The sequence below is a fragment of the Endozoicomonas sp. ALD040 genome, from assembly GCF_049275945.1.
Taxonomy (GTDB): Bacteria; Pseudomonadota; Gammaproteobacteria; order Pseudomonadales; family Endozoicomonadaceae; genus Endozoicomonas_A.
In genome coordinates, this window is the sequence record NZ_CP184829.1 from 4,149,470 (window position 1) to 4,173,358 (window position 23,889).

General features: G+C 45.0%; 19 protein-coding genes. 6 read left to right on the top strand and 13 right to left on the bottom strand.

Going from position 1 to position 23,889, the window contains the following annotated elements; all coding sequences use genetic code 11:
- Nucleotides 1-9: 9 nt before the first annotated feature.
- The 6 genes from ACOJUN_RS15275 to ACOJUN_RS15300 all read right to left on the bottom strand — a co-directional run bounded on the left by ACOJUN_RS15275 (nucleotide 10) and on the right by ACOJUN_RS15300 (nucleotide 9,279).
- Nucleotides 10-648: a restriction endonuclease subunit S gene (locus ACOJUN_RS15275; RefSeq protein WP_422132799.1), complete on the bottom strand. Its 639-nt coding sequence runs from the start codon at nucleotides 646-648 to the stop codon at nucleotides 10-12.
- Between the two features lie 2 nt (nucleotides 649-650).
- Nucleotides 651-2,252 carry a type I restriction-modification system subunit M gene (locus ACOJUN_RS15280; protein ID WP_422132800.1) on the bottom strand — a complete coding sequence of 534 codons (1,602 nt, stop codon included), beginning with the start codon at nucleotides 2,250-2,252 and terminating at the stop codon, nucleotides 651-653.
- 243 nt (nucleotides 2,253-2,495) lie between these two features.
- Nucleotides 2,496-3,725: a Wadjet anti-phage system protein JetD domain-containing protein gene (locus ACOJUN_RS15285; RefSeq protein ID WP_422132801.1), complete on the bottom strand. Its 1,230-nt coding sequence runs from the start codon at nucleotides 3,723-3,725 to the stop codon at nucleotides 2,496-2,498.
- On the bottom strand, nucleotides 3,709-7,185 hold the full coding sequence (locus ACOJUN_RS15290; protein ID WP_422132802.1) for an SbcC/MukB-like Walker B domain-containing protein: 3,477 nt from the start codon (nucleotides 7,183-7,185) through the stop codon (nucleotides 3,709-3,711). Before ACOJUN_RS15290 ends, ACOJUN_RS15285 begins: the two co-directional genes overlap by 17 nt.
- The gene (locus tag ACOJUN_RS15295) at nucleotides 7,182-7,853 is read right to left on the bottom strand and encodes a DUF4194 domain-containing protein (protein WP_422132803.1); all 672 of its coding nucleotides are present in this window, start codon (nucleotides 7,851-7,853) and stop codon (nucleotides 7,182-7,184) included. The genes ACOJUN_RS15290 and ACOJUN_RS15295 overlap by 4 nt, the downstream gene beginning before the upstream one ends.
- Nucleotides 7,843-9,279, bottom strand: a complete 1,437-nt coding sequence (locus ACOJUN_RS15300) for a Wadjet anti-phage system protein JetA family protein (protein ID WP_422132804.1) — start codon at nucleotides 9,277-9,279, stop codon at nucleotides 7,843-7,845. The genes ACOJUN_RS15295 and ACOJUN_RS15300 overlap by 11 nt, the downstream gene beginning before the upstream one ends.
- A gap of 242 nt (nucleotides 9,280-9,521) precedes the next feature.
- Between ACOJUN_RS15300 and ACOJUN_RS15305 the strand changes: the two genes are divergently transcribed.
- Entirely contained in the window at nucleotides 9,522-10,259 is a 738-nt protein-coding gene (locus tag ACOJUN_RS15305; protein ID WP_422132805.1) for a WYL domain-containing protein, read from the top strand.
- Between the two features lie 158 nt (nucleotides 10,260-10,417).
- On the opposite strand, the gene ACOJUN_RS15310 is transcribed toward ACOJUN_RS15305, so the two are convergent.
- Nucleotides 10,418-10,711, bottom strand: a complete 294-nt coding sequence (locus ACOJUN_RS15310) for a hypothetical protein (protein ID WP_422132806.1) — start codon at nucleotides 10,709-10,711, stop codon at nucleotides 10,418-10,420.
- Nucleotides 10,712-10,999: 288 nt separating this feature from the next.
- On the opposite strand from ACOJUN_RS15310, the gene ACOJUN_RS15315 reads away from it, so the two are divergent.
- Entirely contained in the window at nucleotides 11,000-11,245 is a 246-nt protein-coding gene (locus ACOJUN_RS15315; RefSeq protein ID WP_422132807.1) for a 3'-5' exonuclease, read from the top strand.
- Between the two features lie 3 nt (nucleotides 11,246-11,248).
- Here ACOJUN_RS15315 and ACOJUN_RS15320 read toward each other — a convergent pair whose 3' ends face one another.
- The 4 genes from ACOJUN_RS15320 to ACOJUN_RS15335 are packed head-to-tail and all read right to left on the bottom strand — an operon-like array spanning nucleotide 11,249 to nucleotide 15,779.
- Entirely contained in the window at nucleotides 11,249-12,307 is a 1,059-nt protein-coding gene (locus tag ACOJUN_RS15320) for a TniB family NTP-binding protein (RefSeq protein WP_422132808.1), read from the bottom strand.
- A gap of 3 nt (nucleotides 12,308-12,310) precedes the next feature.
- Nucleotides 12,311-14,320 carry a hypothetical protein gene (locus tag ACOJUN_RS15325; protein ID WP_422132809.1) on the bottom strand — a complete coding sequence of 670 codons (2,010 nt, stop codon included), beginning with the start codon at nucleotides 14,318-14,320 and terminating at the stop codon, nucleotides 12,311-12,313.
- 45 nt (nucleotides 14,321-14,365) lie between these two features.
- A complete protein-coding gene (locus ACOJUN_RS15330; RefSeq protein ID WP_422132810.1) occupies nucleotides 14,366-14,998 on the bottom strand; it encodes a TnsA endonuclease N-terminal domain-containing protein in 633 nt (210 codons plus the stop codon).
- Between the two features lie 25 nt (nucleotides 14,999-15,023).
- Nucleotides 15,024-15,779, bottom strand: a complete 756-nt coding sequence (locus ACOJUN_RS15335) for a DNA-3-methyladenine glycosylase I (protein WP_422132811.1) — start codon at nucleotides 15,777-15,779, stop codon at nucleotides 15,024-15,026.
- Nucleotides 15,780-15,790: 11 nt separating this feature from the next.
- Between ACOJUN_RS15335 and ACOJUN_RS15340 the strand changes: the two genes are divergently transcribed.
- Nucleotides 15,791-19,396, top strand: coding sequence for a hypothetical protein (locus tag ACOJUN_RS15340; protein ID WP_422132812.1), 3,606 nt, complete (start codon nucleotides 15,791-15,793; stop codon nucleotides 19,394-19,396).
- Nucleotides 19,397-19,489: 93 nt separating this feature from the next.
- Complete coding sequence (locus ACOJUN_RS15345) at nucleotides 19,490-19,969, top strand: FKBP-type peptidyl-prolyl cis-trans isomerase (protein ID WP_422132813.1); 480 nt, start codon at nucleotides 19,490-19,492, stop codon at nucleotides 19,967-19,969.
- 56 nt (nucleotides 19,970-20,025) lie between these two features.
- On the opposite strand, the gene ACOJUN_RS15350 is transcribed toward ACOJUN_RS15345, so the two are convergent.
- Nucleotides 20,026-20,937 carry a DMT family transporter gene (locus tag ACOJUN_RS15350; protein ID WP_422132814.1) on the bottom strand — a complete coding sequence of 304 codons (912 nt, stop codon included), beginning with the start codon at nucleotides 20,935-20,937 and terminating at the stop codon, nucleotides 20,026-20,028.
- 145 nt (nucleotides 20,938-21,082) lie between these two features.
- On the opposite strand from ACOJUN_RS15350, the gene ACOJUN_RS15355 reads away from it, so the two are divergent.
- On the top strand, nucleotides 21,083-21,541 hold the full coding sequence (locus tag ACOJUN_RS15355) for an Lrp/AsnC family transcriptional regulator (protein ID WP_422132815.1): 459 nt from the start codon (nucleotides 21,083-21,085) through the stop codon (nucleotides 21,539-21,541).
- Between the two features lie 67 nt (nucleotides 21,542-21,608).
- Complete coding sequence (locus ACOJUN_RS15360) at nucleotides 21,609-22,223, top strand: hypothetical protein (protein ID WP_422132816.1); 615 nt, start codon at nucleotides 21,609-21,611, stop codon at nucleotides 22,221-22,223.
- A 45-nt stretch (nucleotides 22,224-22,268) separates the two neighbouring features.
- Here the strand turns inward: ACOJUN_RS15360 and ACOJUN_RS15365 are convergent, their stop codons facing one another.
- Entirely contained in the window at nucleotides 22,269-23,879 is a 1,611-nt protein-coding gene (locus ACOJUN_RS15365) for a C2H2-type zinc finger protein (protein WP_422132817.1), read from the bottom strand.
- Nucleotides 23,880-23,889: the final 10 nt, after the last annotated feature.

A 23,889-nucleotide genomic window follows, 5' to 3' on the forward strand; every position in this document is an offset into this window, starting at 1 on the left:
TATTCTCGGTCAGGCTCCTAGTGGGGAGTCCACAAAACTTACCTGTCTATGATCGGGAAAACGAAAGTGAACAAACCACTCTCGATAGAGGGACTGCGCTATTTCTTCCAGAATGGCTATACGCCGATCATTATTTTCAATAAGAGAATCGTAGCTTGATAGTACCCTAGATGCTTTCTTTTGATCTTCAATGTTCGGCAATACTTCCACTTCAATTGAAGAAAAAGCACTTTTACTCACATTCTCTCGCCCTGACGCTGTACCACTATTCATAGATCTTACTGCCGGGATGGTAAGCAGCATAAGGTAGTAAACGTACATGTAGTCATATTTATTCGCATCAACAACAATGCAGTTTACCGCCTGATTGACAAGGCTCACCTCCTTGGTCAGGCATGATTTCCCAATAGTGCCAATTGTTACAACAGAAGGAGTATTTTCTGGTACCAACTTACTTTTAAATTTTTCCACTCCCAGAGAAGAAAGACTTTCATCAGTTGAACCAATATACCTTTGCCCCAGCACCATATCGGTTGGCTTTATCAGTGGTACTCTATTCCCGTAGTATTCACGTTTTTTTGTAGGAGGGGTTGAACCTGTGATAATGCAACCTAGATCAGCAATCCGAACCACTTTTGAAGGATGCATAATTATACTTCCCCCAGAATTGCTATAACATTTTCCTCAATCACAGCTTCCAACTTATGAGCCTCAGCATTCAAAACCTCCAGCTCTTCCTGTAGGGCTTCCAGTTTTGAAGCAAAGTCTTCGTCATGTCCTTCCGCACCCTGAGCCACCACGCCAACGTAACGACCTGCGTTCAAACTCCAGCCCTGAGACTCAATTTCTTGCAAAGTAGCAACTTTGCAAAGCCCTGCAATGTCTTGATATTTCCTTTCCGGGAAATATTTTTCTAACGCCCAACCACCATCATTACCACTATCAGGATGGTTTTCCATAAAAGTGTGGTCTGCCTGCTCACCACGATAGAGTTTGACGATATTGGCGATAAAATTTAACTGCTCAGAGGTGTAGTCCCGTATTGCCCGAGTGACCTGTCTGAAAATATGGCGGGCATCAATAAACAGAACCTTATCTCGATTTTTCTCCTGCTTATTTTTATCGAAAAACCAGAGGGTGCAGGGCAGAGTAACGGTATAGAAAAAGTTGCTGGACACCGCCACCATCACATCCACTGCACCGGTCTGAATCAGTTTTTTACGAATTTCCAGTTCAGAACTCCGGGCATCGCTGGCGGAGTTCGCCATAACAAAACCCGCACGACCTTTGTCATTCAGAGCCGCGTAGAACATCTGAATCCAGATATAGTTACCGTTATCGGTGTTTGGCATACCAAAAGGGAAGCGCTTTTTGTCATCTTCAATGCGTTCCTTCTGAATTTTATCCACGTTAAAAGGCGGATTAGCCATAACAAAGTCAAAGGCTCCGGCACAGCGATGGATATCTTCGTAGTAGGAGTTTCCTTCCCGGATATCTCCCTGCAAACCATGGACTGCCAGGTTCATTTTTGACAGCCGAACGGTATCGCCAGTTTTCTCCTGTCCGAAAATGGAAAGTTCGTCTGAAGCACTACGGTTATGCTCTTCCACAAAGGCGGCACTGGATACAAACATGCCGCCGGAGCCACACGCCGGATCAAAGACCTTGCCGTGGAATGGTTCAATTATCTGGGTAATAAGGCGAACCAGTGGGGATGGTGTGAAAAACTCTCCACCGCCCTGGCCTTCACTTTTGGCAAACTCATTGAGGAAGTACTCATAGATCCGACCAAAAATATCGGTACCCAGGTCAAAGCGGATGCCAGCAAAGGTTTTCAACAGATCCTGAAGAATATCGTCTTCAAAGCGGGTGTAGGTTTTTGGCAGGGCATCACGAATGGCTTCATTTTCCGCTTCCAGCGCTTTCATTGCCGCATTAACGGCAAGACCGATAGAGCGATCTTCCGGAAGCTCCAGCAAACGGGAAAACAACGCTTCTTCCGGCACATACATCGCACCTTCTGCCTGAATAGCAGTGCGGATATCACCACCTCCTCGACGACGCCCGGTGGAGGCTTTCGCATCCAACCGCTTTTTGGCTTCAGTGAACCGATACTCGGCATAACGCAGAAAAATCAGCCCCAGTACAGGCCGGGAATATTCCTGGGCAGTAAGGCCACTGTTAGCACGTAGATTATCTGCAGCTGACCACAGGCGTTTTTCCAGTTGCTCGATATTTTTGAAATCGGACATGAAGACTCTCAACGGTTCCTGACTGGTGCAGGAAATGAAAAATATATCTAGTTATTGTATACCCGTCGTCTTGGAAGGTGCAGGGTACATTCCACGTATTCTTTCACCACCGCTCTTCCAGCATTTTGTAAGAACGGTGGTGATCAGAAAAATTTTCAGCATTGATTTATCAAGCATCAGGCACACAAAAGCTCATTAGAACTATGCTGCTTACTTTGACAACATCGTGAAAATGAACACACTTTATGCCGGTGCAAGAGTCAGGGAAGCTGGTGAAACAGGATCCACCAGTTCCTGCTCAACCCAGTACTGGGTTTTGCCATCTTTCTTCGCCTGTTGCAGCTGCCCATGAAGAAGGGAGCTTTGGTGTGTTTGTAATGCTTCTAAAACAGACAGGAGCTCATTTATCTCTATGACTCGTTTGCTGTGGCCGGGTGGGTTACCCATCATTCGGTGGGGAATAATTTCACCCAAGCTTTGTGACAGGAAAGCAAAAATTCTATAGCCACCAACATCCGTATCTCCCCAATGATACACAGTGGGGCAGTCTTTAGTGTTAACCAGAGTATGCAGCAGTTTGACAAGGTGACGAGATGGAAAACCGTTGGTAAAAACGACGATTCCATCATCGTTTATTTCTCTGGTGTACCGCTCAAATGCCGTCAGATTTTCAATCAACAGAATATACCTGGCATGTAGCTTTAACTCGATCTGAGCAAGAGAGTCTGCGGGCATACCAAAATAGGGCCTGGCGATCTCAGCATCAATTACTCCGTCTTCAAACCGTAGCCGACATGGCCCGGAAATTCTGAGCAGAGGAGGAAATGGAGTGATGCCAAAATACCCAAGTGTTTCTGAGGACTCCAGCGTTTCAAGCAGTTGCGGATTTTGCAATTGTAGGATAGTGGCAATTGAGGTCAGGTTATTTTCCAGATACTTACTGTCTCCAAGCGCTCTAACGCTGGCGGTTCGATAATCCAAATTACAATCAGGCTGCAGGCTCAGCCATTTAGCAAACTTGATGGCCTGCGCCATCTTTTCCCATTGAGTATGGCTAAAGCGGAGTATACGACGACCTTCTTGCCAGAGCTGCTGATAATCGGTTACCCCAAGGGAAAGCCAGTCAGGTGCGTCAGCCAGTTCTGCTTTTATCATCGTTGATGCGGAAATAACTTCTTCATGGATGACAGCTACGCCTAAATATTCACACAGTTCTTTAGGGCAATTGATAGAAACAGCCCTTAGAATGGGGACCGCATCAAAGGGCTGCTTCGTATATTCAATAGAAAATCCCTGAACCTTTTCCTGAAGCAACTCAAGCTGCTGATGTGTTTCCAACCTGATTGCAGTTTTTGCTTTGTGGTAAAACTTAAACCGGCTTTCTGTAATGCGAGTTGTATTGCTGTAAAGTCCATCTGCTTTGTTGCATTTCTTCAGACAGGCTTCCAATAATTGTTCAGACAGGCTGTTCAAAGCCAAACTCCTTTTTAGCCTGCTCATAAAATGGCTCTGTTATTTCAGGGTTTACATGGGGGTTGTCACTTTCCAACAGCTCACGCCCGGCGTCAGTAGGGATGTATTGATCCAGATATAAGTTGGAGCCCGAACGGATCACACTTACTGTTTTATCCACATGAGTGCTGATTTTTACCGAAGCATCGGGAGGTGCGGCAAGAATGACTTGCAAACCAATAGACCGAAAGAACTTCAAAGCTGATGCGGTATTGACGCCATCCATTTTTGACATGGCTTCGTCAAAAATGGCAAACCCAGCTCCTCCAGAAACGGCTTTATCTCCCAATTTTTGCAATCGGAAAGCATTCATAAAAGATGCACCCAAGGCGACATAAAAAGGTGTCTGTTTTTCACCACCAGATCCCACTCTCAGTAGTTGCGAGAACAAGCGGCTTTTTCCGGTTTCAATGTCAATGGTTTTGATATCGTAGCTGTAAAAGTTTCGGTAATCAGATATCTCGTGGAGTCTCCCATCCGTAATCAGCTTTTCTATGACCATCAGCCCCGGGTGGTCTTGCCGGGTGTCGAAGAGACCTCCATCTGCCTCACCTTCTTCTGAATCTTTCACGTATTCATACACTTCACGGAGGCTTTCCAGCTCAACCAGCTTATAGGTAAACTCATATCTGGTGTTATTGAAGCAGAGATTTTGAAGGGAGCGATTCAGGGTTTTAAAAGTGGTTTTAAGATTATCAATATTTGACCTTAGCTCTATTGCCACAGATCTTCGGAAATGCCCCAGCATTTCGTCACACGCATTTTGTGCGTCTACATCATATAGCTGCAATTCAGAGTTCTCTATAACCTCTGCATGATTCTCGCACTCCTTCAGACAGTCCAAAGGATCCATGCTTATCAGCTCAGCTTTACCCTCAATATCATGGGTGTGGCATAGCTCGATTAGAGCTTTGTTGCCTTCTTCCTTGCTTTTGCTTGCTTGGCTATCTTTCGTTCTTGCCTTGCTATTAGCTATTGACTGAATATCAGTGTAATTCTCACTGTGATCCCCCTGAAGCTTCTCCAAAATCCCTGATGCTTTTGCCTGATCAAACAAGAGTGATGATTCTGTTTGTCTTCTCTGTGCACTGGCTTCTTGAATTTTATTTTCCAGATCGGGTATTGCAGATCCCAGAGTATCAATCTTTTGCTTTATCTTGCCTGACTGTTCACTGCATTCACGGATGGCCTGGTCATTTTTCTTCTTATCATTATCTGCCTTGTTAAAATTTTCCTGTAGCTGGGCAAATTCCTGGCTTTGGGAAAGCTCAGCAATCTGGCACTCAAGAGTGGGGTGGTGATCTTCAGCCTGAGCCAGCAAGCCGTAATAATCCATATCCAAAGCCTTTTGTCCCTGCTCAGTGAGATCACTTAACGCTTTTTCTAAGGCTCTATATTCACCCTCTTGGCTCTCAAATTTTTGCTGAAGTTTTTGGCGGCTCTGCATTTTGTCTTTGAGCTGCTGATGAAGCATTTGAGCCTGGTCTTTCCTAGCCTGTTCGCCGAAAAGTACAAAGTCTATGCGTTGCCCGCCACTAATAGCACCATTCGCTGCGATCATGCCGTCAGGAGTGATTGCACGCTCTCTTGAGCGTAACTCTTCCTCCGTCTGAACCAGATCGACACCTCCTAACAGTCGGCATAGATAATTTGCTACAACCGGATTATCGGATTGAACTAATGCTGCAGCAGAGCCTGGCTGCGGAGAGCGAGATGGTGCTCTGATTTTATTGGGGTTCAGTATTTTTACAGAACGCAAGCGGGCATTGAGCTTTTTCTCATGACGATACAATGCGAGAGAGCGATCAAGGTCATCATTACTGGCAGGTTTTCCATCATCATCAAGCACAATTAATGCTTCACGGTTCCAGACCCCCAGAAAGCCTTCTATGGCCCACTGCCAGTTTGAGTCAGTAATTTCAGCCAGATCACAGATCGGTTTGACTGTCAGTCCGTGTTGTTTCAGGGTGTCAATGAGGCTAAGGGTTTCACGTTTTAAACTGGCCTTGCCTGACGAGAGTTCACGAGCTACGTCAGTCAGTTCCTGGATTTCATCATTGATGCCCTCTACCTGTCGTTCTAAAAGATTGACATGACTTCTCAGGTCGGAGAGCACAGGTTTGAGCTTAAATGCAGCCTGAAGAGAATCAGCTAAATTATTCTGGCTACGAGGCCACTGGCTACTGAGATCTTCTCCGTCAAAATCTGTGATAGATGACAGTGTATTAATGCTTGGCTTGAGGTTATCACAAACGACAGTATCAATAACAGATAGGTTAACGGACTCAATGCGAATCAGACTCTTGCGTAACCCCTCGAATACCTCTTTATAATTACTAATTTCTGTTTTGCAATTCTTCAGTTCCTGTTCAAGTTCATTTAACCGTTGTTGATTGTCAGAGCCCTGCAAGGCAAGGTTAGCTGTATCTCTCTTTTTGGTTAGCTCTTCAGTAAGGCCGTTGTATAGATGGAGCTTGTCCTTCAGATCATTATATTTCTGATTTAATGTCTCAAGCTTTTCTTGTATGGCTTCTTTATCTAGGTCAAGCGCACTGACTCTGGCCTCAGTATTCACCCACCGGTAACATTCGGCTGCTTGTCGGCTATTGCGGTACGTATTGAGGAATTTGATGACTTGTTGGAAACCTTCCAGACGTTCCTTTGCATGTTTGATAAGCTGTTGAATCCGTTGATATTCACGGAAATCATTCTCGATTCGTGTAACATCAAGTGTTTTGTCTGGGAGGATGTGGCTACGGGTAAACTCAGTAACATTTTTATGCTGCTTAAAGGTAAGCCCCTGGCGAATAGTCCTGAACAGCGACTCTGGGGAAATGGCTCCCTCTGAACCTGTGGCGGACATTAATTCGCATACGCCTTCGCTATATTCTGTGGCTGTCGTGTATACCTTCGATTGCCCATCCAGTGCTCTTAGGCGTACTTCAAACTGTTTGAATGTCAGGATGTTGTGCTCATCCTGCATGTAGTCGAGGTGACTAAGATCATACCCATCAATCTGGAAAAAATACTTATCGAGTCTGTTGTCAGATTTGGAGGCATAAAAGGCACATCCAAAGCTGTAATAACTTCCATTGCGCCCCTGAAACGACATTGATATATAACAGTTAGATGTTGAGCGACCACTGAGCTCTTCACCGGTTGATTCAACCACCTCTCCAAGAACGTAAGAGCGAATGGTTCTTCCAGACTGGTTACCATCTGAGGAGGCCGCGTTAAACATTAACTTTGACTCATTACCGCCACCCAGAATAGTTTGTATGGCATCAAGAATTGAGCTCTTGCCGGCACCATTCCCACCGGTGAGCATGATGCTTTCCCCATCGATATGAATATCATCAGCTTGAAAGAGATACCAGTTTACCAAACTTACCCTGATTAACTTATGCGTTAGAGTATTCATGCTATTTTCTCTTTCTCCGGCGCTTCAGGAGTGGCCTCTAACTCATCTTTTCCTGATTCAGAATTCTGTTTCTTTTCTTCTTGTAAACTGTTTTTGTCACAGAATAGTTCCAGGCTGGCCAGGAAATCACCTGTAACAACTCGTATGATGGAAGGCAGGATAGTGAGACTGCGCATCTCGGTTTCACTGTTTTTTTCACCTTGCTCAATGATGCCCATTTTCTCAAGGCGATCTAGAGCAGATCTGGTCTCAGACGGCTTAGGTTTTTCTCGCCCGGTTACTGCGCAATATTCATCCAGAAGGTGTGCTTCGCTGGGCTTGGTTCGCCCATTTTCTGAACAGGCTTTACGGCACTCCAGATCGTGCATTTTTGCCAGTAAGAGAAGGTATATGGTTTCAAGCTGTTTAAGTTGAGGTCTTGCGGCGGAAGGGATGATGCCGCAGTAACCAAAATGTGGATCGACAAAAAAATCGTCACCAAAGGCAGCAAAAAGTTTTGAAAAATATGTCTCGTACTTGACCAGAATATCGTAGATGCGGCTGTGCCCTCGTTTCTCCTTCCATATAAACTGGTTTGCCCTGAGTTTTGCAGCAGCCTGCTGGAAATCTAGTTCTGTGAAGCCATACTGCTCGTTGCTATCAACCAGGCGGGATAACTCATGAAGCATGTTCGGTATTCCTTTTTGAAGAACGACGTATAATTGTCAGCTTTGGCGCAGTTAAGTATTGATTCTTAGTCATTGCTCCCTCAGTGACAGTCACTTTGTAATGCTGTTGCAATGGACTGAAAGCACTGCCACGACTGGCTCCATCATTAATGAGTTTGCGAAGATCCAGGTACGACAAAAGATCATCCAGCCCTTCGATGGTTATGTCATCGGTGGTGATAAGGGCCTTGTCACCAAGCTGACTCTCCAAGAACTGGGTTAAGCGTTTTGGGTTATCGCTACGCCGCTGATGATATGCCTTCACTGCTCGATCCAAAGCAATTTTATCGAGAGGCGGTTGTTGGTGTTGCACCCGTGTAGATTGAGCCTCTGCTCTTGCCGTCTTTGGCGTATAAAGTCTACCTTTGGAAAGATAAGTGTCTTCGGTGGTTTTAACTGGATAAAGCAAATCATCCTCGACAGCTGTGCCTGCGATTTTGGAAGCAACGCTGTCCAGTTTTTTGCCTATATCTCCCGTCACGGTATAGGCATAGCGTATAGCTTCACTGGTACGTCGGGTCATGGATCGGCGATACCGTTCGATACTGTCCATAAGGCGAGGAACGTTGTCGAAAATCCGGAAAATTTCATCAAGCTCTTTATGAACTCTCTTGATAATCGTTTCCAGGTCTTCATTTGGCTGCGTGGCTTTTATACCTTCTGAAATCAACTGAACCCGATCAGGAGAAGTTTTAAGTTCGGTAATGATTGAAAGTATCTTGGAACGGTACTGGTAGGGGTTGTCTTTGCTGTTTAACGTTTTGTAATCACGACTTATAACCTGGTCAACAAACTCTCGGAAAAAAGTTCGGAATAGCTCAGGTCCCGCTTGTTGGTTCATCATGCGATGAGACAGCTCACGGGTAGTTGCTGACAGGGTGGCAACTTCGCCATAAAAATGCCGAGAGGATTTTGCAGAGAACGATAATACTGGACCTGATTCCCTTGGCTGATTCATCAGTGCGAAGAGGTTAGTGTAAACCCCTTGACAAGTACTACCGATTTCTAACTCATGAGAACGGCTAATTTGGGCTATCACAGTCAAAAGTTGTGCTGGAAGGTAAGCGAATGAGGTGATCTTTCGGTAACCTACGTCATCTATTTCCAGCAGCCACCCAGTTTCGCGCAGTTTTCGATAAATTCTGTTGGCTACATCAGGTTCGGGAGCGTCTTCGTCGTCAGTTTCTTCAGCCCATTCCTGACTGTCGCAGTCCGCAATGATGCCTAATCTAATAGCTTGTTTAGCTTCTTTTGGAGTGCACTCATCTCCTGCAATTTGATTATCAATCAATCGCCGGTATAAAGCTTGAAGGCTGGCATAGTAGAGCCGAGCGTTCTTTGAGGCCAATGGCCGGAAAAGGTCAGGAGAGAGTCCGTCAAAAATCATAGGGTATCTGATTTACTGTCTATGCCGTTGTAGACTAAACAGTATTTGTAGATAGTGCAACAAAGTTGGCATACCAACTTTGTTGTATATCAATAAACGGCAGTTTATCATCCAATGAAAAGCATGTATCTGAGGCTATTACGGGTTTATCAATGATAGAAGCCAGCAATCCAGTGATTCCATGGGCGCAAAGAACCCGGTTGAGGTTCATTGAACGCCATTTGTTGTGGAAACGGTCATTGGTGGCAAGAGCCCTGACGGATGAGTTTGGAATTTCCAGGTATCAGGCGGGAAAAGATATAAAGCTGTATCAGAGCCTATTCCCAGAAAACGTTAAGCCATATAGTCCTGAAGACAAGGCCTATAAGCCAATGTCTGGTTTTAAGCCGCAGCTAATGGATGAGGCTTTGCCTGCTGGCCTATCGAGTGGCTTGATTGAACATGTCCCTTTGTTGGGTAGAAAGGTTGAAAATAATGCGCTTTATGCAGTGCTTGACGCTATTGATAGCCAGACAGTTATAGAAGTTGTATATGGCTCAAACTCTATGCCAACCGGTTGTAAGCGTAAGATATATCCAAGTCGCATCATACAAACCTCAAACCGCCTCCACTTCCGGGGTTATTGCCTGCTAAAGAAAGACTATCGTGATTTTGTCTTTTCCCGATGCCTGACAGTGCCACGCTTATTGCCAGACAAAATCAAGGCCCCCTGTGACAAGTTATGGAATGATACTGTGACATTTAAGGTGGGAATAAACCCAGGACTGAATGAAGCCGCCCAACAGCTCGTTCAATACGAGTATGGCGATGTTCTCCATGAGGCTGTATGCCTATCAAAAGCCTTGCTCCATTACTATTTGATTGACAACAACATCCCAGCTAATAAAACACAAATGAAAATTGCTCATGAGAAACCATGGGCGTACCCATTGCTGGTAGAACTTTCATCTGAACTGGAGCAGTTGTTGTTTGGTCAGTAATGATAATCGCTAATGATTAAGTGAAGGATTTAAGTCCTCATTAAGATGCTCGTGCTTAAGCCCTGCAATAACCTAAAAGCAGTCAGTCAATATCACAACCATTCGGCCTTCCCTGATAGAGCTGTAGGGAAAGGTCATGGTAAGAGCCGTAAGTTCGGTTAGAGTAGAGATCTGAGTGGGATTTGATCGGTATATCGGGCGGGAACTATGGGAGACTCTCCACTGTCTGCTTTCATATTCCATGCGGATGGTGCAATCATTTTTTTGTAATACAGGTTGTTGATCTTTTCAGAAAATGGGTTCGGTTGGCTTGATAGCTTCTCTGAAGCATCTATTTCATCGTAGCGATCATCTATGCAGGTCATGTAGAAATCAAAAGCTTCTGAAAAGTGTTCAAGAGTGAGTTCATGGTCATCATTACAAATGGCAACTTCACAAGCATAATTAATCAAGTTTCGTAATCTGCGCATATTGCCCTTTGAGAAAGCAAATAACCTCGGGTATAGGTCTTCGGATGATAAATCAGTGATATTATTGAATGGCAGTTCTACTGAAAACCGCTTTAAAAATTGTTTGAATACTGTCTTATTTTTATTTTCTTTAATTCTAAATGGCTCTAAGTATCTTATTACTGGAAACCTGATTAAAAGCTGATCATCATAATTAAAAATGATGCGACTATATGGCAAGCCAAATAGAATGATCGGTTTTTTTTCAAATATTTATTAGATATTCCGTTAATGACTATTCATAAAAGCAAAGGATTGGAGTTTGATACGACAATTTTCATGGGTGTTGATGACAATGCCTGGTGGTCCTACCAACCAGGCGACGCTGAAGGGCTATCTACATTTTTTGTTGCATTGTCTCGTGCTAAACAAAGAGCAATATTTTCATATTGTGAGGAAAGAGGACCACGAGCCAAGGTTTCTGACTTCTACAAACTGTTGTCCTCAGCTGGCGTTCAGGAGTATGTTATTTCATAAGCCTCACCTTCTTTTAAGGAGAGTCCTGAGGGGAATTTTATCTGTAAAAGTAGCAGGTATTATCCGTGACTCTCCCGGTTGAGCATTCATATTCCATTTTGAATGTGACACCAGCTCTTTATAATAGTGATCATTTATACTTCCAGAAAAAGGGTTTGGTTGAGAACTAAGGGGCTCACTGACATCTATTTCGTCTTTACGTTCGTCTATATGCTGCATATAGAAGTTGTAAGCCACTGAGAAATGCTCAAGTGTAAGTCCAGAATCATTGTTGAAAATTGCCTGCTCACAGGCAAAGTTAATTAGGTTTCGTAGTCGCCTCATACTTCCTTTAGAAAAAGCAAAGAGTCTCGGGTAAAAATCTCTACCATGCAATTTAATCACTTTATCGAACGGTAGTTCAGAGGATAGCATCATTAAAAATGTTCTGAATACTTTCTCATCGCAATCTTTTTTAACTCTAAAAGGTTCGATCTGTCTTATTATTGGGAACCGCCCTGATAGCTGTTCATCATAATCAAGAATTACCCTGCTATAAGGTAAACCAAATAAAACCACTGGTTTTTTCGATATGTTAATGAGCGTTTTAACCCAAGTGACTGCATCATGAAGAACATCATATGACTTTGTTTCAATCAAATGATGAAACTCATCAAGTAATGCTATTTCAACTTCACACTCATGCATCAATTTTGCCAATTGTTTCGTTAGCTGTGGTGCTGATAATCCTTTAGGTGGAAGCTCATGACCAAGGTCATCAAGTAAACTAATTGCTGCCTGCCTTGGCTCTGTTCTTAATGGGAACTCACTTAAAAACACAGGAATACGAGTACGGCAACTTTCCTCTTCATGAGGATGATCTTTCTCATATTTTTCCATAAGAGTAGTTTTGCCAGAGCCTGGCTCACCAATGATTAGGGCGCACTCAGGTTTTCCACCACACTTCGATACCATTCTGTTTCTGTGTATGGTTTTAAGAATTCCATCTAAATACGGAGAACGGATAAAGCAGTCTCTTACTTTAGTTAATTTGGATATTTGGATCTCGGTAATATCGCTCATGATTCAGGAAGTACTCCAGCCTGTTGTGTCTAAATCATCGTCTTCATCTTTGCTTATTAAGGCATAATCTGAAAAGCTTGGATCATCTACGCTTCTCTTAGATACATCGGGGGGCGTAGGTTTCGTGTTTTTAGTATCTATCCCATCAAGCACAGAAGTGTTACCTTCTTGCTCTACACCAGTATATTTTGATAGAGCTGATAAATCGGAAATAGATATTGATTTTGGATTTTCTAATAGGGAAGTGATGTCGTCATTAACACGCCGACTTGTATCTATGCGAGCTTGTACAATAGCCTCATAATTAACATTGTTATTTGTCAACAACCTGGCGTGTTTTTTGTGTGCGTCATGTTGACACTGCCTTAGACTGCAAGTGTATGCTTGATCGACTGCATACACTTTAAAGTACTTTCTTGTGTTTTTATTAAAAACGTAAATGTATGAAAGATTATCTTCATTTACTTTGTATTTTGTTTTACAGCTGCCCACAATAGATCTATATCTTGCTAACTCTTCAGAATCATATCGAATATAGTCGTAGTATAACCCTCCCCTTCTTAGTTTACTTTCATGAGTGGCATTCATGATTATCTCGAGCCTTTCTGGCTCAACTGTAACAGGAGGGTACTCTTTCTCCGATTCTTCCCATAAAATATCAGGAATAATATTTTCATCACCATGTGGAGACACCTGAAATTCATCAATAACCCACTGATAAGTTATTTCGATTAAGGTATCAAAGAAAATAACTGCATTTTTCTTTGGATCGTAGCCTTCTCTTTCTTTAATTGAGTTAAATGTTTTTCCTTTCAGCTTTTCTAAATGCCTTTTGTTTATCGTACCAAATCTACGTTCAGCCTTCGATTTAAACCAAGGTTTCTTGACTGGATTAAATGCATGATCGGCCCCAAGCTCCGCTAATACAATATTGATATCTTTACTCCAAAACTCTTTTCCATTATCGAATATATAGAGAGCAGCTTTACCATAACATATCCATTTATTCTTAATATTGGGATACTTTTCGTTAATGTATTTTTTGCTGTTAATGCTCTGGGCTAAAAGTTTCATAACGACTTTTGCACTGGGGTGGCTAAATGATATATAAAGCCCTATAATCGACCTTGAATATTCATCTACAGCAATTGTCAGCCAAGGCCTTCCCAATGGCAGTCTTAGCTTTTTATCCAGAACAAATAAGTCCAGTTGTGTATGATCAAGCGCTACTCGTTCCAGAATTCTTGTTGTAGGAATTGCTTGAGAGATATGATCATATTCAATATCTGCTTTTGCTGAACCCTGCCTTCCAGCCATAATCTCTTTTGGAGGTTCTTTGTGTAAGCGCTTCAGAAAAGTTGTATAGCTTGGGGTTGAAAGCTCGTCATCTCTGTGCCTGAATTTATTATCTGTGAATATATATTCCTCTAATTTTTCATATGCATCTTTTGCGGAAACTCTTTCCTCAGTTTTGTAATGCTCAAGTGACTTTTTTAAATATCTTTCTACTTCTTCAGAGAGTCTCTTCTTATAATTACCTTTCTTGTAATTGTTTGAGTACAAACCTCTTAAAGAGTATGCTTCTTTTGAGTAAGCCTTGTGCCAGCGAATTATAGTTCTCCATTTAGGAGGCTTCTTGTCTCCGATATCTTCAGCTACCTTATTCAGTAAGGGCTCTATATGTTTTGGGCTCCAAACTGTAACTCCCTCCTCAATCAGCTTATCAATGTAAGCTCGTTTTCTTATAGTGTCGTCGATCTCTTTTTCGTCAAATAGCTGCAAGTCTTCCTTTAAAGCTTCTTTTTCTTCATCATTTGTTTTCTTTATGAATTCGAGATATTGATTTTCTAGCAACTCCTTTAATTCTTCGTAAGAGAGTTTTATTTTTCTGCTTGCGACTATCAGACTTTGTAAAACATATACTTGAGAATTACCCGAACATATAACATATTCATGGACATCACCATCTTGCGATTTTATTCTTAATTTGGCTCCTTCTCGAAAACTATTCATAAGACAAATAAGAACCACTCAAGTTTTATATGGAATGGATCGAACTTATTTATTAATAGGTGATATCAATGATTGTACATTTAGATTGCTGTTAGAAATATTGATTGATAGCATTTTTTTAGCAACTAAATTATAAATTTTCGGAAGAAATGTCGTCTCGTCTTGAGCTAAAATGTCGAGAATATCTATAATTCTGGCTTCTTTGCATCGTTCCATCTTTTCTAGAATATGATAATCAACATCATCTAATGGATTTTTGCTGTGGTAATAATCCAATAATTTAAGGTTGCTTAAAAATGGTTCCCTCCGAATAGTTTCTTCTGTCATATACTCTAAATCAAAGCCCAACTCATTGGCTCTACTTTTCTTGCATTCAAAGAGATCCTGAAAGACAGAATCTTCTGTGTCCTTCTTTATCTTGATTTCAACATATTTCTTTCTCTTTGCAGAAGCGTAATAGAGTAAAAAATCTGGTGTATAAAAGCTCACCCGCCCAAACTCCTTATACCTGAAGCCAAGAGGCTGAGGTTCAAAGCCTTCGATCTCAGGATCGTATTCAAAGTTGAAGCAAGCATCGTATTCCAGTCCAGACTCAACAAGAAACTTCTCTCCTGTCTTATGGCTGTAAAAACTATATATTTGCTTTACTCGAGATTTGGTGATTTTACGAGGCTTCATAGAAAACGACTCTGGACTGAAAACATCAAAATAGTCGAAAGTCATGTTTTGTCAAATTATGCTTTTTTTTCGTTGTCAGCTTATGGTTTTTCCGACACACCAACAGTGGTGAGGAGTACGAAGGACAGCCCACCAAATGATCATTCACCATCCCCATAGCCTGCATGTAGGCATAACAGATAGTGCTGCCTACGAATGAAAAACCTCTTTTTTTCAGGTCTTTACTCATGGCATTGGATTCCGGGGTGGTGACCGGCACCTCAGACATGGTTTTCCACTGGTTCCGGATTGGAGTGTGATTCACAAAGGACCAGATATATTGATTAAAGCTGCCAAACTCTTCCTGAATGTTCAGAAAGGCCCGGGCGTTGTTGATGGCACTGTTTACTTTCAGCCGGTTTCTGACAATACCTTCATCCTGGAGCAGTCTTTCTACATCTTGCCCGGTGAATTGGGCGACGGCTGTCGGATCAAAGCCTGCAAATGCTCTGCGGTAGCCCTCCCGGCGTTTGAGTATGGTGATCCAGCTGAGACCAGCCTGGGCCCCTTCCAGAATCAGAAATTCGAACAGCTTCTGATCGTCGTGACAGGGAATGCCCCACTCTTCATCATGATATCGAATGTAGTCCGGGTCTTCTGTGCACCAGGCACATCGTTGATTTGTCAAAAGGATGACTCCCATACTGGTTGCCGTGAAGAGTAAAGCATTAGAGAACAGGTCAATGGCACTCTTGAGCTGTTGGCAGTGATTTTGGCTAAGCTGAAACAGTAACAACTTCATGGAAGGAAGTCATGCCATCCAAAGTGTCATCATCCGGTTCTGTGTTGCCACCTGTACCTCCTCATTTGCCGGATGAGCCTTCATCAAAAAACACCGTTTCATCAGGCTTTCGAGATGTTTCTGTTGCGGATGGAGAGGAAGGATTAACGTTCCCGCAGGAAGGGTGGCACACTGCTCCTCAAAGTCTGGATTCCCGACACCCCAGAGTGGTCGATGCCCAGCCACTGATTCAGATTGATGATATACCTGCAACCTCGGAAGCAGCCTTTCCCGCCCTGCCAAAAATTAGATCAAGCGTGTTCGAGAGACTATTGGCTACGGTCATAATCTGGGTGCTGGACTTGAAAAAAGTTCGGTCAAAAGTCAGCTTTCGCAGGGCGGCCGTCGTCAGACAACTGAACAAACAGTTGAAAAGGGTCAGGGAGGCGATACACAGCAAGCCTTTAAAGAAAACGCTTGATGAACGCCGGATTCTGAAAAAAAAGCAGATGCTGTTGCGTAAACAGAAAAAGCAGGCAAGAGTGGCCAGGGATAATGAGATTCGTAGTTACCTCAGGCTGTTGCGATCTTTCAAAGCTATGCATAGAGGAGAGTTAAAGGATCATACTGTTCATCTGGACGAACTGTCACTGGGAGGTGGCAAAGCCACTTTGAAGCATGTTGAGTTAAGGGTCCACAAAGTGGAGCTCTTGGATTCGGACACGGGCCAGACCTACCCCAAAATTACCCTGGATGTTAAGGGCTCTGTTAATGTTGATGTGCCCGGTCAGCCTCCCCTTAAGATGGATATCAAAATCAAGGATATGGATGTCAGTATTCAGGGCAGAGTGGTAGCAGGAATTAATGCCTATATTAGTGGAAAGGGCATTGCAGGCTTTTTCAGGGCACTTCACCGTATTCGCAGGCAGAAAGGCACCTTCTTCGAGCTTAACCGGACAGGGGTCACCATTGGAAAAATAAAGGCTTCTCTGGATGAACCGGACCCGGCAGCCCTGTTTGCATTTACAGGGGGGTTAAGTATCGGGGTGAAAGAAAGCATCAGCAAGATGTTTTCTCTGCTCGAGCATCCATTTGATCTGATGGTTCATGATCTTGAGATAGCCAGAAAAGGTCTGCCTCTGCCACTGAGCAGGATGGAAGGACTTAAGGTGGCTAGTGAACTCAAGCCTTTTGAGTGCACACAGGGTGAGACGGAGAGAAGGCTGGCCGTCAGTGTGAAAACCATGGAAGTGGATACAGGAGGGCTTTCGGATGCCCTGTATGGTATTGCCCGCGAGAAAAAGCTCAAGCCTATGGATTTAATAACCTCTGATAAAGAGGAAGATTTTGACTGGGTCTCTGAACTGGAAAAACAGTCCTCCGGTCTCAGGGCCAGAGCCAGCGACCTTAATCTGCAGTTGAAGGCGCAGTTATCAAAAGAAAAAGTTCAAAGTGGGTCTGGAGATTTCGATCTGGAACTCGATGCAGGCCATCTGGAGCTGGAAAATAGCGGAGCAGCACAAGCGCATCTGGATCTGAATAAGGTTCATATGGAGGGCAAACTGGATGGAGGTGCAACAGATTTTAGCGGTCGTGCAAAAACCTTTTCAGCCGGGCTGAGGCTCAATCAGAAGCTGGGAGCGGATTCTGGTAACAGTGTTAATTGTCATGCTGATGTCAGAGGTGAAGATTTAAAGCTTGCAAGGGCTCTGCATCAGGGGCAGGTTCAAACCGAAATTGAAACAAACCGGCTGATCGTTGATACCCATGGCCAGCCATCCTCGATTCATTGGCGTGATACCCGCATTGAGCTGCCCCAAAACCTGGGTGGGCAGATACAGAAGCTCTCTGCTCATCTCAAAGACAGTGAAAAAGGAGATGCTGAACTCAAGTTCAGTGTCGGTAAAACACACTTATCAGGTGAGGGGCTGGTGACCGTTAAGACTCAGGCCAGCAAGTTTTCTGTTCCAGTCAGGGGCAATGTGGCTGTGGATCAGTGTGAGGTCTCTAATACGAAGTTCAAAGAAGGGGATTTAAGGCAATCTTCAGCGATTACGGCAGTCACTCCGGGAAATATCAGTATCGATGGCGTCAGAGCCGGCTCTGTCAAGGTTGGAAACCTGACTACAAAGCTGGATGAAGAAGGCACTGGATACGTTTGTCTCAACGATGTTTTTTTGAGTGGTGATGACCTTATCGAGGATTTCGAGCAGCTTCCCCAAGCTATCCGACAAAACATACCCACAGGTTTTCTTAAGGGCAGAAAGCTGAAGGCGTCAGTCAAAGTAAAGGTGGAGAAGGGGCTGGTGGACCTGAAAACAGCCGAGTTTCTCTCTTTCGATCTGGATGAAAAGGATGTGGATAAATCCGCCTGGACACAATGGTCTTCATGGGATCAATGGTTCAGAAGTGGTCTGATCGGTGCAGCCGGTTGGGCTTCGTTCAAGGGTATGAATGTGGCCGACGGACAGCTCTGTATTTCACTGGGTATTGGTCCATTGAGTTACCCCATTCCGATCATGAAAGCACCGCAAGAGGCTGTTCGGGGCGAAAAGCTCTCTCTTCCGGTTTTGCTGCATCATTACACCGGTGTCTGTTGGGGTGATGCTTTAACAGACGACAAAGATTTTATACATAAGATCAATATGGGCGATCTGCAGGCTCTCTCAACACTGGAGAGCTATTGTCGACAGGTCGGATCTGATCGGGCTGAGCGTCTGCTGAAAACGTTGCAGCTTCAACCCTGGATAGAGAGGTCGAAGGGTGGGGATCAACTGTCCTTCAGCTATTTGAAAACATTAGCTGGATTATTTTTTCAGTATCCGGGTACAGCTGGTCGGGGCATCCTGTTATTCAGGAGCCTTCAGTGGCCTGTTACCCCGCCTCTGGCCCAAGCCATACTGAAACAGCCCTTCCGCTCACAGATTGATCCTGTAGCTTTGGCTCTTTCCGCTTCGCAGGCAGGGCTGATCAAAGAAGCTTATGAAGTGTTTGCAGAAGCACTCAAGAAGAAGCCGGAAGATCCCAGACTGAATTACTATGCAAGTGTCGTTTTAAGAGACGGGCTCCATGCCATCAGGCCGGATCAGATGAGCGAGGACGAGAAAGAGCATCGGAGTATTGAGTCGGCCCGCAGGTTATCGCTTGCTGCCAGGAAAAAATACCCTGCAGCGATAGCGCTTCAGAAGCAACTCTGTGAAGAACGGGAGCCTTATGCGTTGCTGGCTGAAGCCGGAGATTTGTTGACCCATGTTCATAAACCTTCTGCTTTCTACAAAGCCCTGAACCAGCTTGAGGGAATAGCTGCACAGGGAGAGGGAGTCAAAGGGAGAGTAGCAAAAACTATTCTGGCTAACAGAATAGAAAACGGTCGGAAGATTTTCATACATCCTACTGCCAGGGTTGAAAAGAGTATTCATGCTCTGGAAAAGCGAATGAAACACAAAGGATTACACGATGTCAGGCCGGACGAACTCTACCAGCTCGGTATACGCTACCTTTACGGTGTTGAAGGTAAGGTTTCCAATCCGGCCAGAGCGGTTGAGTTGTTGCAACAGGCAGGCAAAGAGGGAGAAAACAGGGCACAGCTTCACCTTGAGTTGGCAGAGTCAGCACGTTCCGGGATGATGTCTGAATAGAGGGTGATTTTAACCGGAAAAAGAACTGTTCGTTTTTCAGACAGACAGGTATTCTGTTCTTTCATTTTCATTCATTCCAGAGAATTTCAATTCATGAACATTACCGACAAAACAGTCGCGCTGATCCACTACACCCTGAAAAATGCCGGGGGTGAAGTTCTGGACAGTTCCGAAGGTCATGACCCTCTGGCCTATCTGCACGGTGCGGGTAATATTATCGCCGGTCTGGAAAGTGCTCTGGAAGGAAAAACGGCGGGTGACAAGCTGGACGTCTCTGTAGAAGCTGCGCAAGCCTATGGCGAATACGATGAAAGTCTGGTGCAGCCCATTCCCCGTGCCCAGTTTGGTGAACACGACGTAGAAGTAGGTATGCAGTTCCATGCAGATACCGCTATCGGCCCACGCATTGTCACCATTACGGCCATTGAAGGCGATGAAGTTGTGATTGATGCCAACCATCATCTGGCAGGGGAAGACCTGAACTTTGCCGTTGAGGTGGTTGAAGTTCGTGATGCGACAGAAGAAGAGCTGGATCATGGTCATGTACATGGACCCGGTGGTCACGAGCATTGAATCAGTCATAAAAAACCGGGTGAATAGCCCGGTTTTTTTTATGACGGTAAAAAGCATTAGCTTCTTTTGAACAAGATCTTGTTTTTTCTGAAAGTTTTTTCTGGCAATTTGGTCAAAAATACACCGAGCATCAGGAACAGAGTCAGGAACAGAGACTCATGGCTGAGCATTGTTCCGTTCAACAGGCTGTCCAGACAGAGTGCAATCACCGGGAAGATCAGAAAACAGATGGAAGCCTGGAATGGGCTGGCCAGTTTGTTTAACTGGAAGTAAGCCATAATGCCGCCAATCCCTGCTACGGAACCCAGATAGATCACTGCGCTGAGTGAGAGCGCCGAGAAACTGTTTATATCCGGCGTTTCCATGAAGTAGCCCGTAATCATCAGAAATACCGCTGCCATCAGACAGGGGAGGGCATTGTAGGTCAGCACATGAATACCCTCACAACGAGTCTGGACACTGGTGTAAATCAGGGCATGCATGAGCACGGCAACGACCAGTGCAATCACACCCATCAGGCTGCCGTTACTGTTGACCGACATTTCGTTACCAATAATAGTCACCAGGCTGCCCAGGGCTATGACCAGACCCGCCAGCTGGTGCATAGCCACCTTATGGCGCTGGAGTAATACCGAAAAGATCAGAACGACGACCGGCATATTGGCGAAGATGATAGACGCCAGTCCCGATGAAATATATTGTTCGCCAAAAATCATCAGGGTAAAGGGGATGGCAAAGTAAAACAGACTGATCAGGAAAAACTCCAGACTTTTATTCTTTGGGAACCAGATCGTAACGCCTTTCAATCTGGCCAGCAGAAGAATCAGGGGTGCTGCAACAGCAAAACGAATGCCGGTAGCGGTAATGGGCGGAATAGTAGCAACAGCCAGTTCCATAGCCAGCCATGTCGTCCCCCAAATGAAGCAGACAGTAACAAACAAAAGGCTGACCCGGGTCTTTGTGCTCATGCCAACATCCTCGTAATACGTTCAATGGCTGAAAAACAGTTGTTGCTAATTATTACCTATGATGAAAAGTTTAAATGACAAAGCTGGAAAAATGTTGTCAAAGTCGTCATGATTTAAAAAGTTTTGGGAAAAATAATTCTCTATTATGCTTGATAAAAAGGATAAACTGATTCTTGACTGTCTTCAGCGGGATGCATCCATTCCAGTGGCTGATATTGCCGACAGGGTAGGGTTAACCGTCTCACCCTGCTGGAAGCGGTTGAAAAGGCTGGAAGAAGAGGGCTATATCACTCAGCGGGTGGCGCTGCTGGACAGTGAAAAACTGGGTTTACACCTCACTGCTTTTGTGAATATCAAAACCCAAAATCACAGCAATGAATGGTATGAGGCTTTTGTCTCGGAAGTCAGTGACTTTGCCGAAGTGATTGAGTTCTTCCGGATGGCAGGAGAGTACGACTATATGATGAAAGTGCTGGTCAGGGATATGGCAGCCTTTGACGTATTCTATAAGCGACTGGTAAACAGTGTGACTGGACTCAGTGAAGTGACCTCTTCCTTTGCTATGGAGAAGCTGAAAAATACCACTTACCTGCCATTGGGTTGACTATGAGACTCATCGAAATCATGTACTAGACTGGTTTCACCCTCATATCTTTAGTTGTTCCGGCTGTATGCGACACATCACTTCTCCGTTAGCGGGTTGTCTGCTGGCGGCTTCTGTTCTGGCAGGGCGGCATTATTTTCCCGATTATTTTCAGGCCATCGTCCGGTTTGAATCAGCACTGCTGTTCCTGAGTGGACTGATTGCCGGTATTCGATTGCCGGATATTGATCTGGCTTTACCAGGGCTGAGTCACCGTTCAGGAATTACTCATTCGTGCCTTCTGGCGGTATTGCCCTTGATGCTTGATCTGCCCTTCGTTGCAGGCGGTCTGGCAATGGGGATTGCGCTGCATTTGTCGTCCGATATCCAGCCAAAAACATGGACCGGTGGAGCATTGATCAGGTTTCCAATACTGGGCAGTATCGGGATGCTCTCGCCACTCTGGATTCTGTTCAATATTGTGGGTTGTTTTGTGGTGCTGTTCCACACCATGCCGCAGGAGCACGAGGTTGGCCATTGGGCCATCCTGGCTGTGATGCTGTTGGGAGGTGGCTGGTATTTCTTAAGTGAAGAGAAAAAGCGGCTTCTTCCGTTGATAACACTGGCCTTCTGTATGTTGTTGGTGCACCAATATAATAAGGGTCGGCTCAATGTTGAGATAGTGATTCGATATTTTGTCTGAAGACAGCCGACTTCGCCTCCCGGGTGAGCCAACGACAAGCACAAATCAATCGCTTGACTTTGAGTCGCCAAGCTTTCGTTTCCGGTGTTGACTTTTGTGTTCCGTCAGGGCTTTCGCGTTTGGCAGGGTCTTCTGGCACTCAGGGCAGGTTTGCACTCCGGTGTGATCTTTGCTTTTGTCAGCCCACAGGGCTTGAGAGCTTGGCAGGGTCTTCTGGCACTCAGGGCAGGTCTGCACTCCGGTGTGATAACGCCTTTTGTGATTCGACAGGGCTTTTGCATTTGGCAGGGCCTTCTGGCACTCAGGGCAGGTCTGCACTCCGGTGTGATAACGCCTTTTGTGATGCGACAGGGCTTGAGCATTTGGCAAGGTCCTCTGGCATTCAGGGCAGGTTTGCACTCCGCTGTGATCTTTCCTTTTGTGATCCGACAGGGCTTGAGCGTTTCGCAGGGTCTTCTGGCACTCAGGGCAGGTTCGCACACCGCTGTGATCTTTTCTTTTATGATCCGACAGGGCTTTCGCGTTTGGCAGGGTCTTCTGGCACTCAGGGCAGCTTTGCACTCCGGTGTGATCTTTCCTTTTGTGATCCGACAAGGCTCTCGTGTTTGGCAGGGTCTTCTGACACTGAGGGCAGGTTTGCACTCCGGTGTGATAGTGACTTTTGTGTTCCGAGAGGGATTGAGCGTTTGGCAGGGTCCTTTGGCAGTCAGGGCAGGTTTGCACTCCGCTGTGATCTTTTCTTTTGTGATCCGACAGGGCTTTCGAGTTTGGCAGCGTCTTCTGGCAATGGGGGCAGGTTTTCACTCCGCTGTGACTTTTTTTTCTGTGATCCCACAGGGCTTGATTGTTGCGCAAGGTCTTTAGACACTCAGAACAGGTTTTCTCTCCAGTATGATATTGCCTTTTGTGACTCGCAAGGGACTTTGCGTCTGACAGGGTTCTCTGACTCTCAGGACAGGTTCGAGCTCCGGTATCATCTTTCCTTTTGTGATTTGACAGGGGTTTCGTGTGGCCATCCGCTCCGACCAGGGTTGCATTGCAGGTTTTTTGTCTGGTTTTGTCGTCTTTTCGGGCTTGTACTGTGCCTCCCTGGGTAAGTGCAATGGAAATCCCGACTGCTTCGGGAGGGCCCGGGACAGTGAACGAGTCATTAATGACAGCAAAACCATCAGTGGTGGTAGACAGGCCAGAAGCACCCTGGGGCTGAATGCCCGGATCGGCCAGTATTTCGAAAGGCACATTGTGCTGGGGGAGTAGGGTCTCCAGAGACTCAAAATGACCCATACAAATAAAACAGTCGCCATCGGCTAAATGGGAGTATGAGTCTTGTTCGTGTGTTGCTTCTGTCTTGCCTGTCCAACTCTCTTCAAAATTCAGCAGCCATTGCCCTGGCTCGATGCTGTCGGGTGATGGTCGCAGTTGACAAAGGCCATGGCAGGGAGGGGTATAACAGTTTAAATCCAAAGTATGCAGGTGTTGTTGAGGGCCTCCGTTACCGTCGTCATTATCAGTGTTCAGCGGGCTGGTAAAAGAGTCCCCGGAGTGGCTGGTGACTGATGAGGTTTGTTGGCCGGATGATGATGTTGATGGCCGGTATTGTGATGGGTCATGCCCTGAGTTAAATAGCACAGTAGTGATCGCAAATCCGACAACCACTTCGACAGGT

Excerpts from the sequence above, each read along its gene's own strand:
- ACOJUN_RS15275 (WP_422132799.1), bottom strand. The coding sequence starts at position 648 with ATGCATCCTTCAAAAGTGGTTCGGATTGCTGATCTAGGTTGCATTATC.
- ACOJUN_RS15280 (WP_422132800.1), bottom strand. The coding sequence starts at position 2,252 with ATGTCCGATTTCAAAAATATCGAGCAACTGGAAAAACGCCTGTGGTCA.
- ACOJUN_RS15290 (WP_422132802.1), bottom strand. The coding sequence starts at position 7,185 with ATGAATACTCTAACGCATAAGTTAATCAGGGTAAGTTTGGTAAACTGG.
- ACOJUN_RS15295 (WP_422132803.1), bottom strand. The coding sequence starts at position 7,853 with ATGCTTCATGAGTTATCCCGCCTGGTTGATAGCAACGAGCAGTATGGC.
- ACOJUN_RS15300 (WP_422132804.1), bottom strand. The coding sequence starts at position 9,279 with ATGATTTTTGACGGACTCTCTCCTGACCTTTTCCGGCCATTGGCCTCA.
- ACOJUN_RS15315 (WP_422132807.1), top strand. The coding sequence starts at position 11,000 with ATGACTATTCATAAAAGCAAAGGATTGGAGTTTGATACGACAATTTTC.
- ACOJUN_RS15320 (WP_422132808.1), bottom strand. The coding sequence starts at position 12,307 with ATGAGCGATATTACCGAGATCCAAATATCCAAATTAACTAAAGTAAGA.
- ACOJUN_RS15325 (WP_422132809.1), bottom strand. The coding sequence starts at position 14,320 with ATGAATAGTTTTCGAGAAGGAGCCAAATTAAGAATAAAATCGCAAGAT.
- ACOJUN_RS15330 (WP_422132810.1), bottom strand. The coding sequence starts at position 14,998 with ATGAAGCCTCGTAAAATCACCAAATCTCGAGTAAAGCAAATATATAGT.
- ACOJUN_RS15335 (WP_422132811.1), bottom strand. The coding sequence starts at position 15,779 with ATGAAGTTGTTACTGTTTCAGCTTAGCCAAAATCACTGCCAACAGCTC.
- ACOJUN_RS15340 (WP_422132812.1), top strand. The coding sequence starts at position 15,791 with ATGCCATCCAAAGTGTCATCATCCGGTTCTGTGTTGCCACCTGTACCT.
- ACOJUN_RS15345 (WP_422132813.1), top strand. The coding sequence starts at position 19,490 with ATGAACATTACCGACAAAACAGTCGCGCTGATCCACTACACCCTGAAA.
- ACOJUN_RS15350 (WP_422132814.1), bottom strand. The coding sequence starts at position 20,937 with ATGAGCACAAAGACCCGGGTCAGCCTTTTGTTTGTTACTGTCTGCTTC.
- ACOJUN_RS15355 (WP_422132815.1), top strand. The coding sequence starts at position 21,083 with ATGCTTGATAAAAAGGATAAACTGATTCTTGACTGTCTTCAGCGGGAT.
- ACOJUN_RS15360 (WP_422132816.1), top strand. The coding sequence starts at position 21,609 with ATGCGACACATCACTTCTCCGTTAGCGGGTTGTCTGCTGGCGGCTTCT.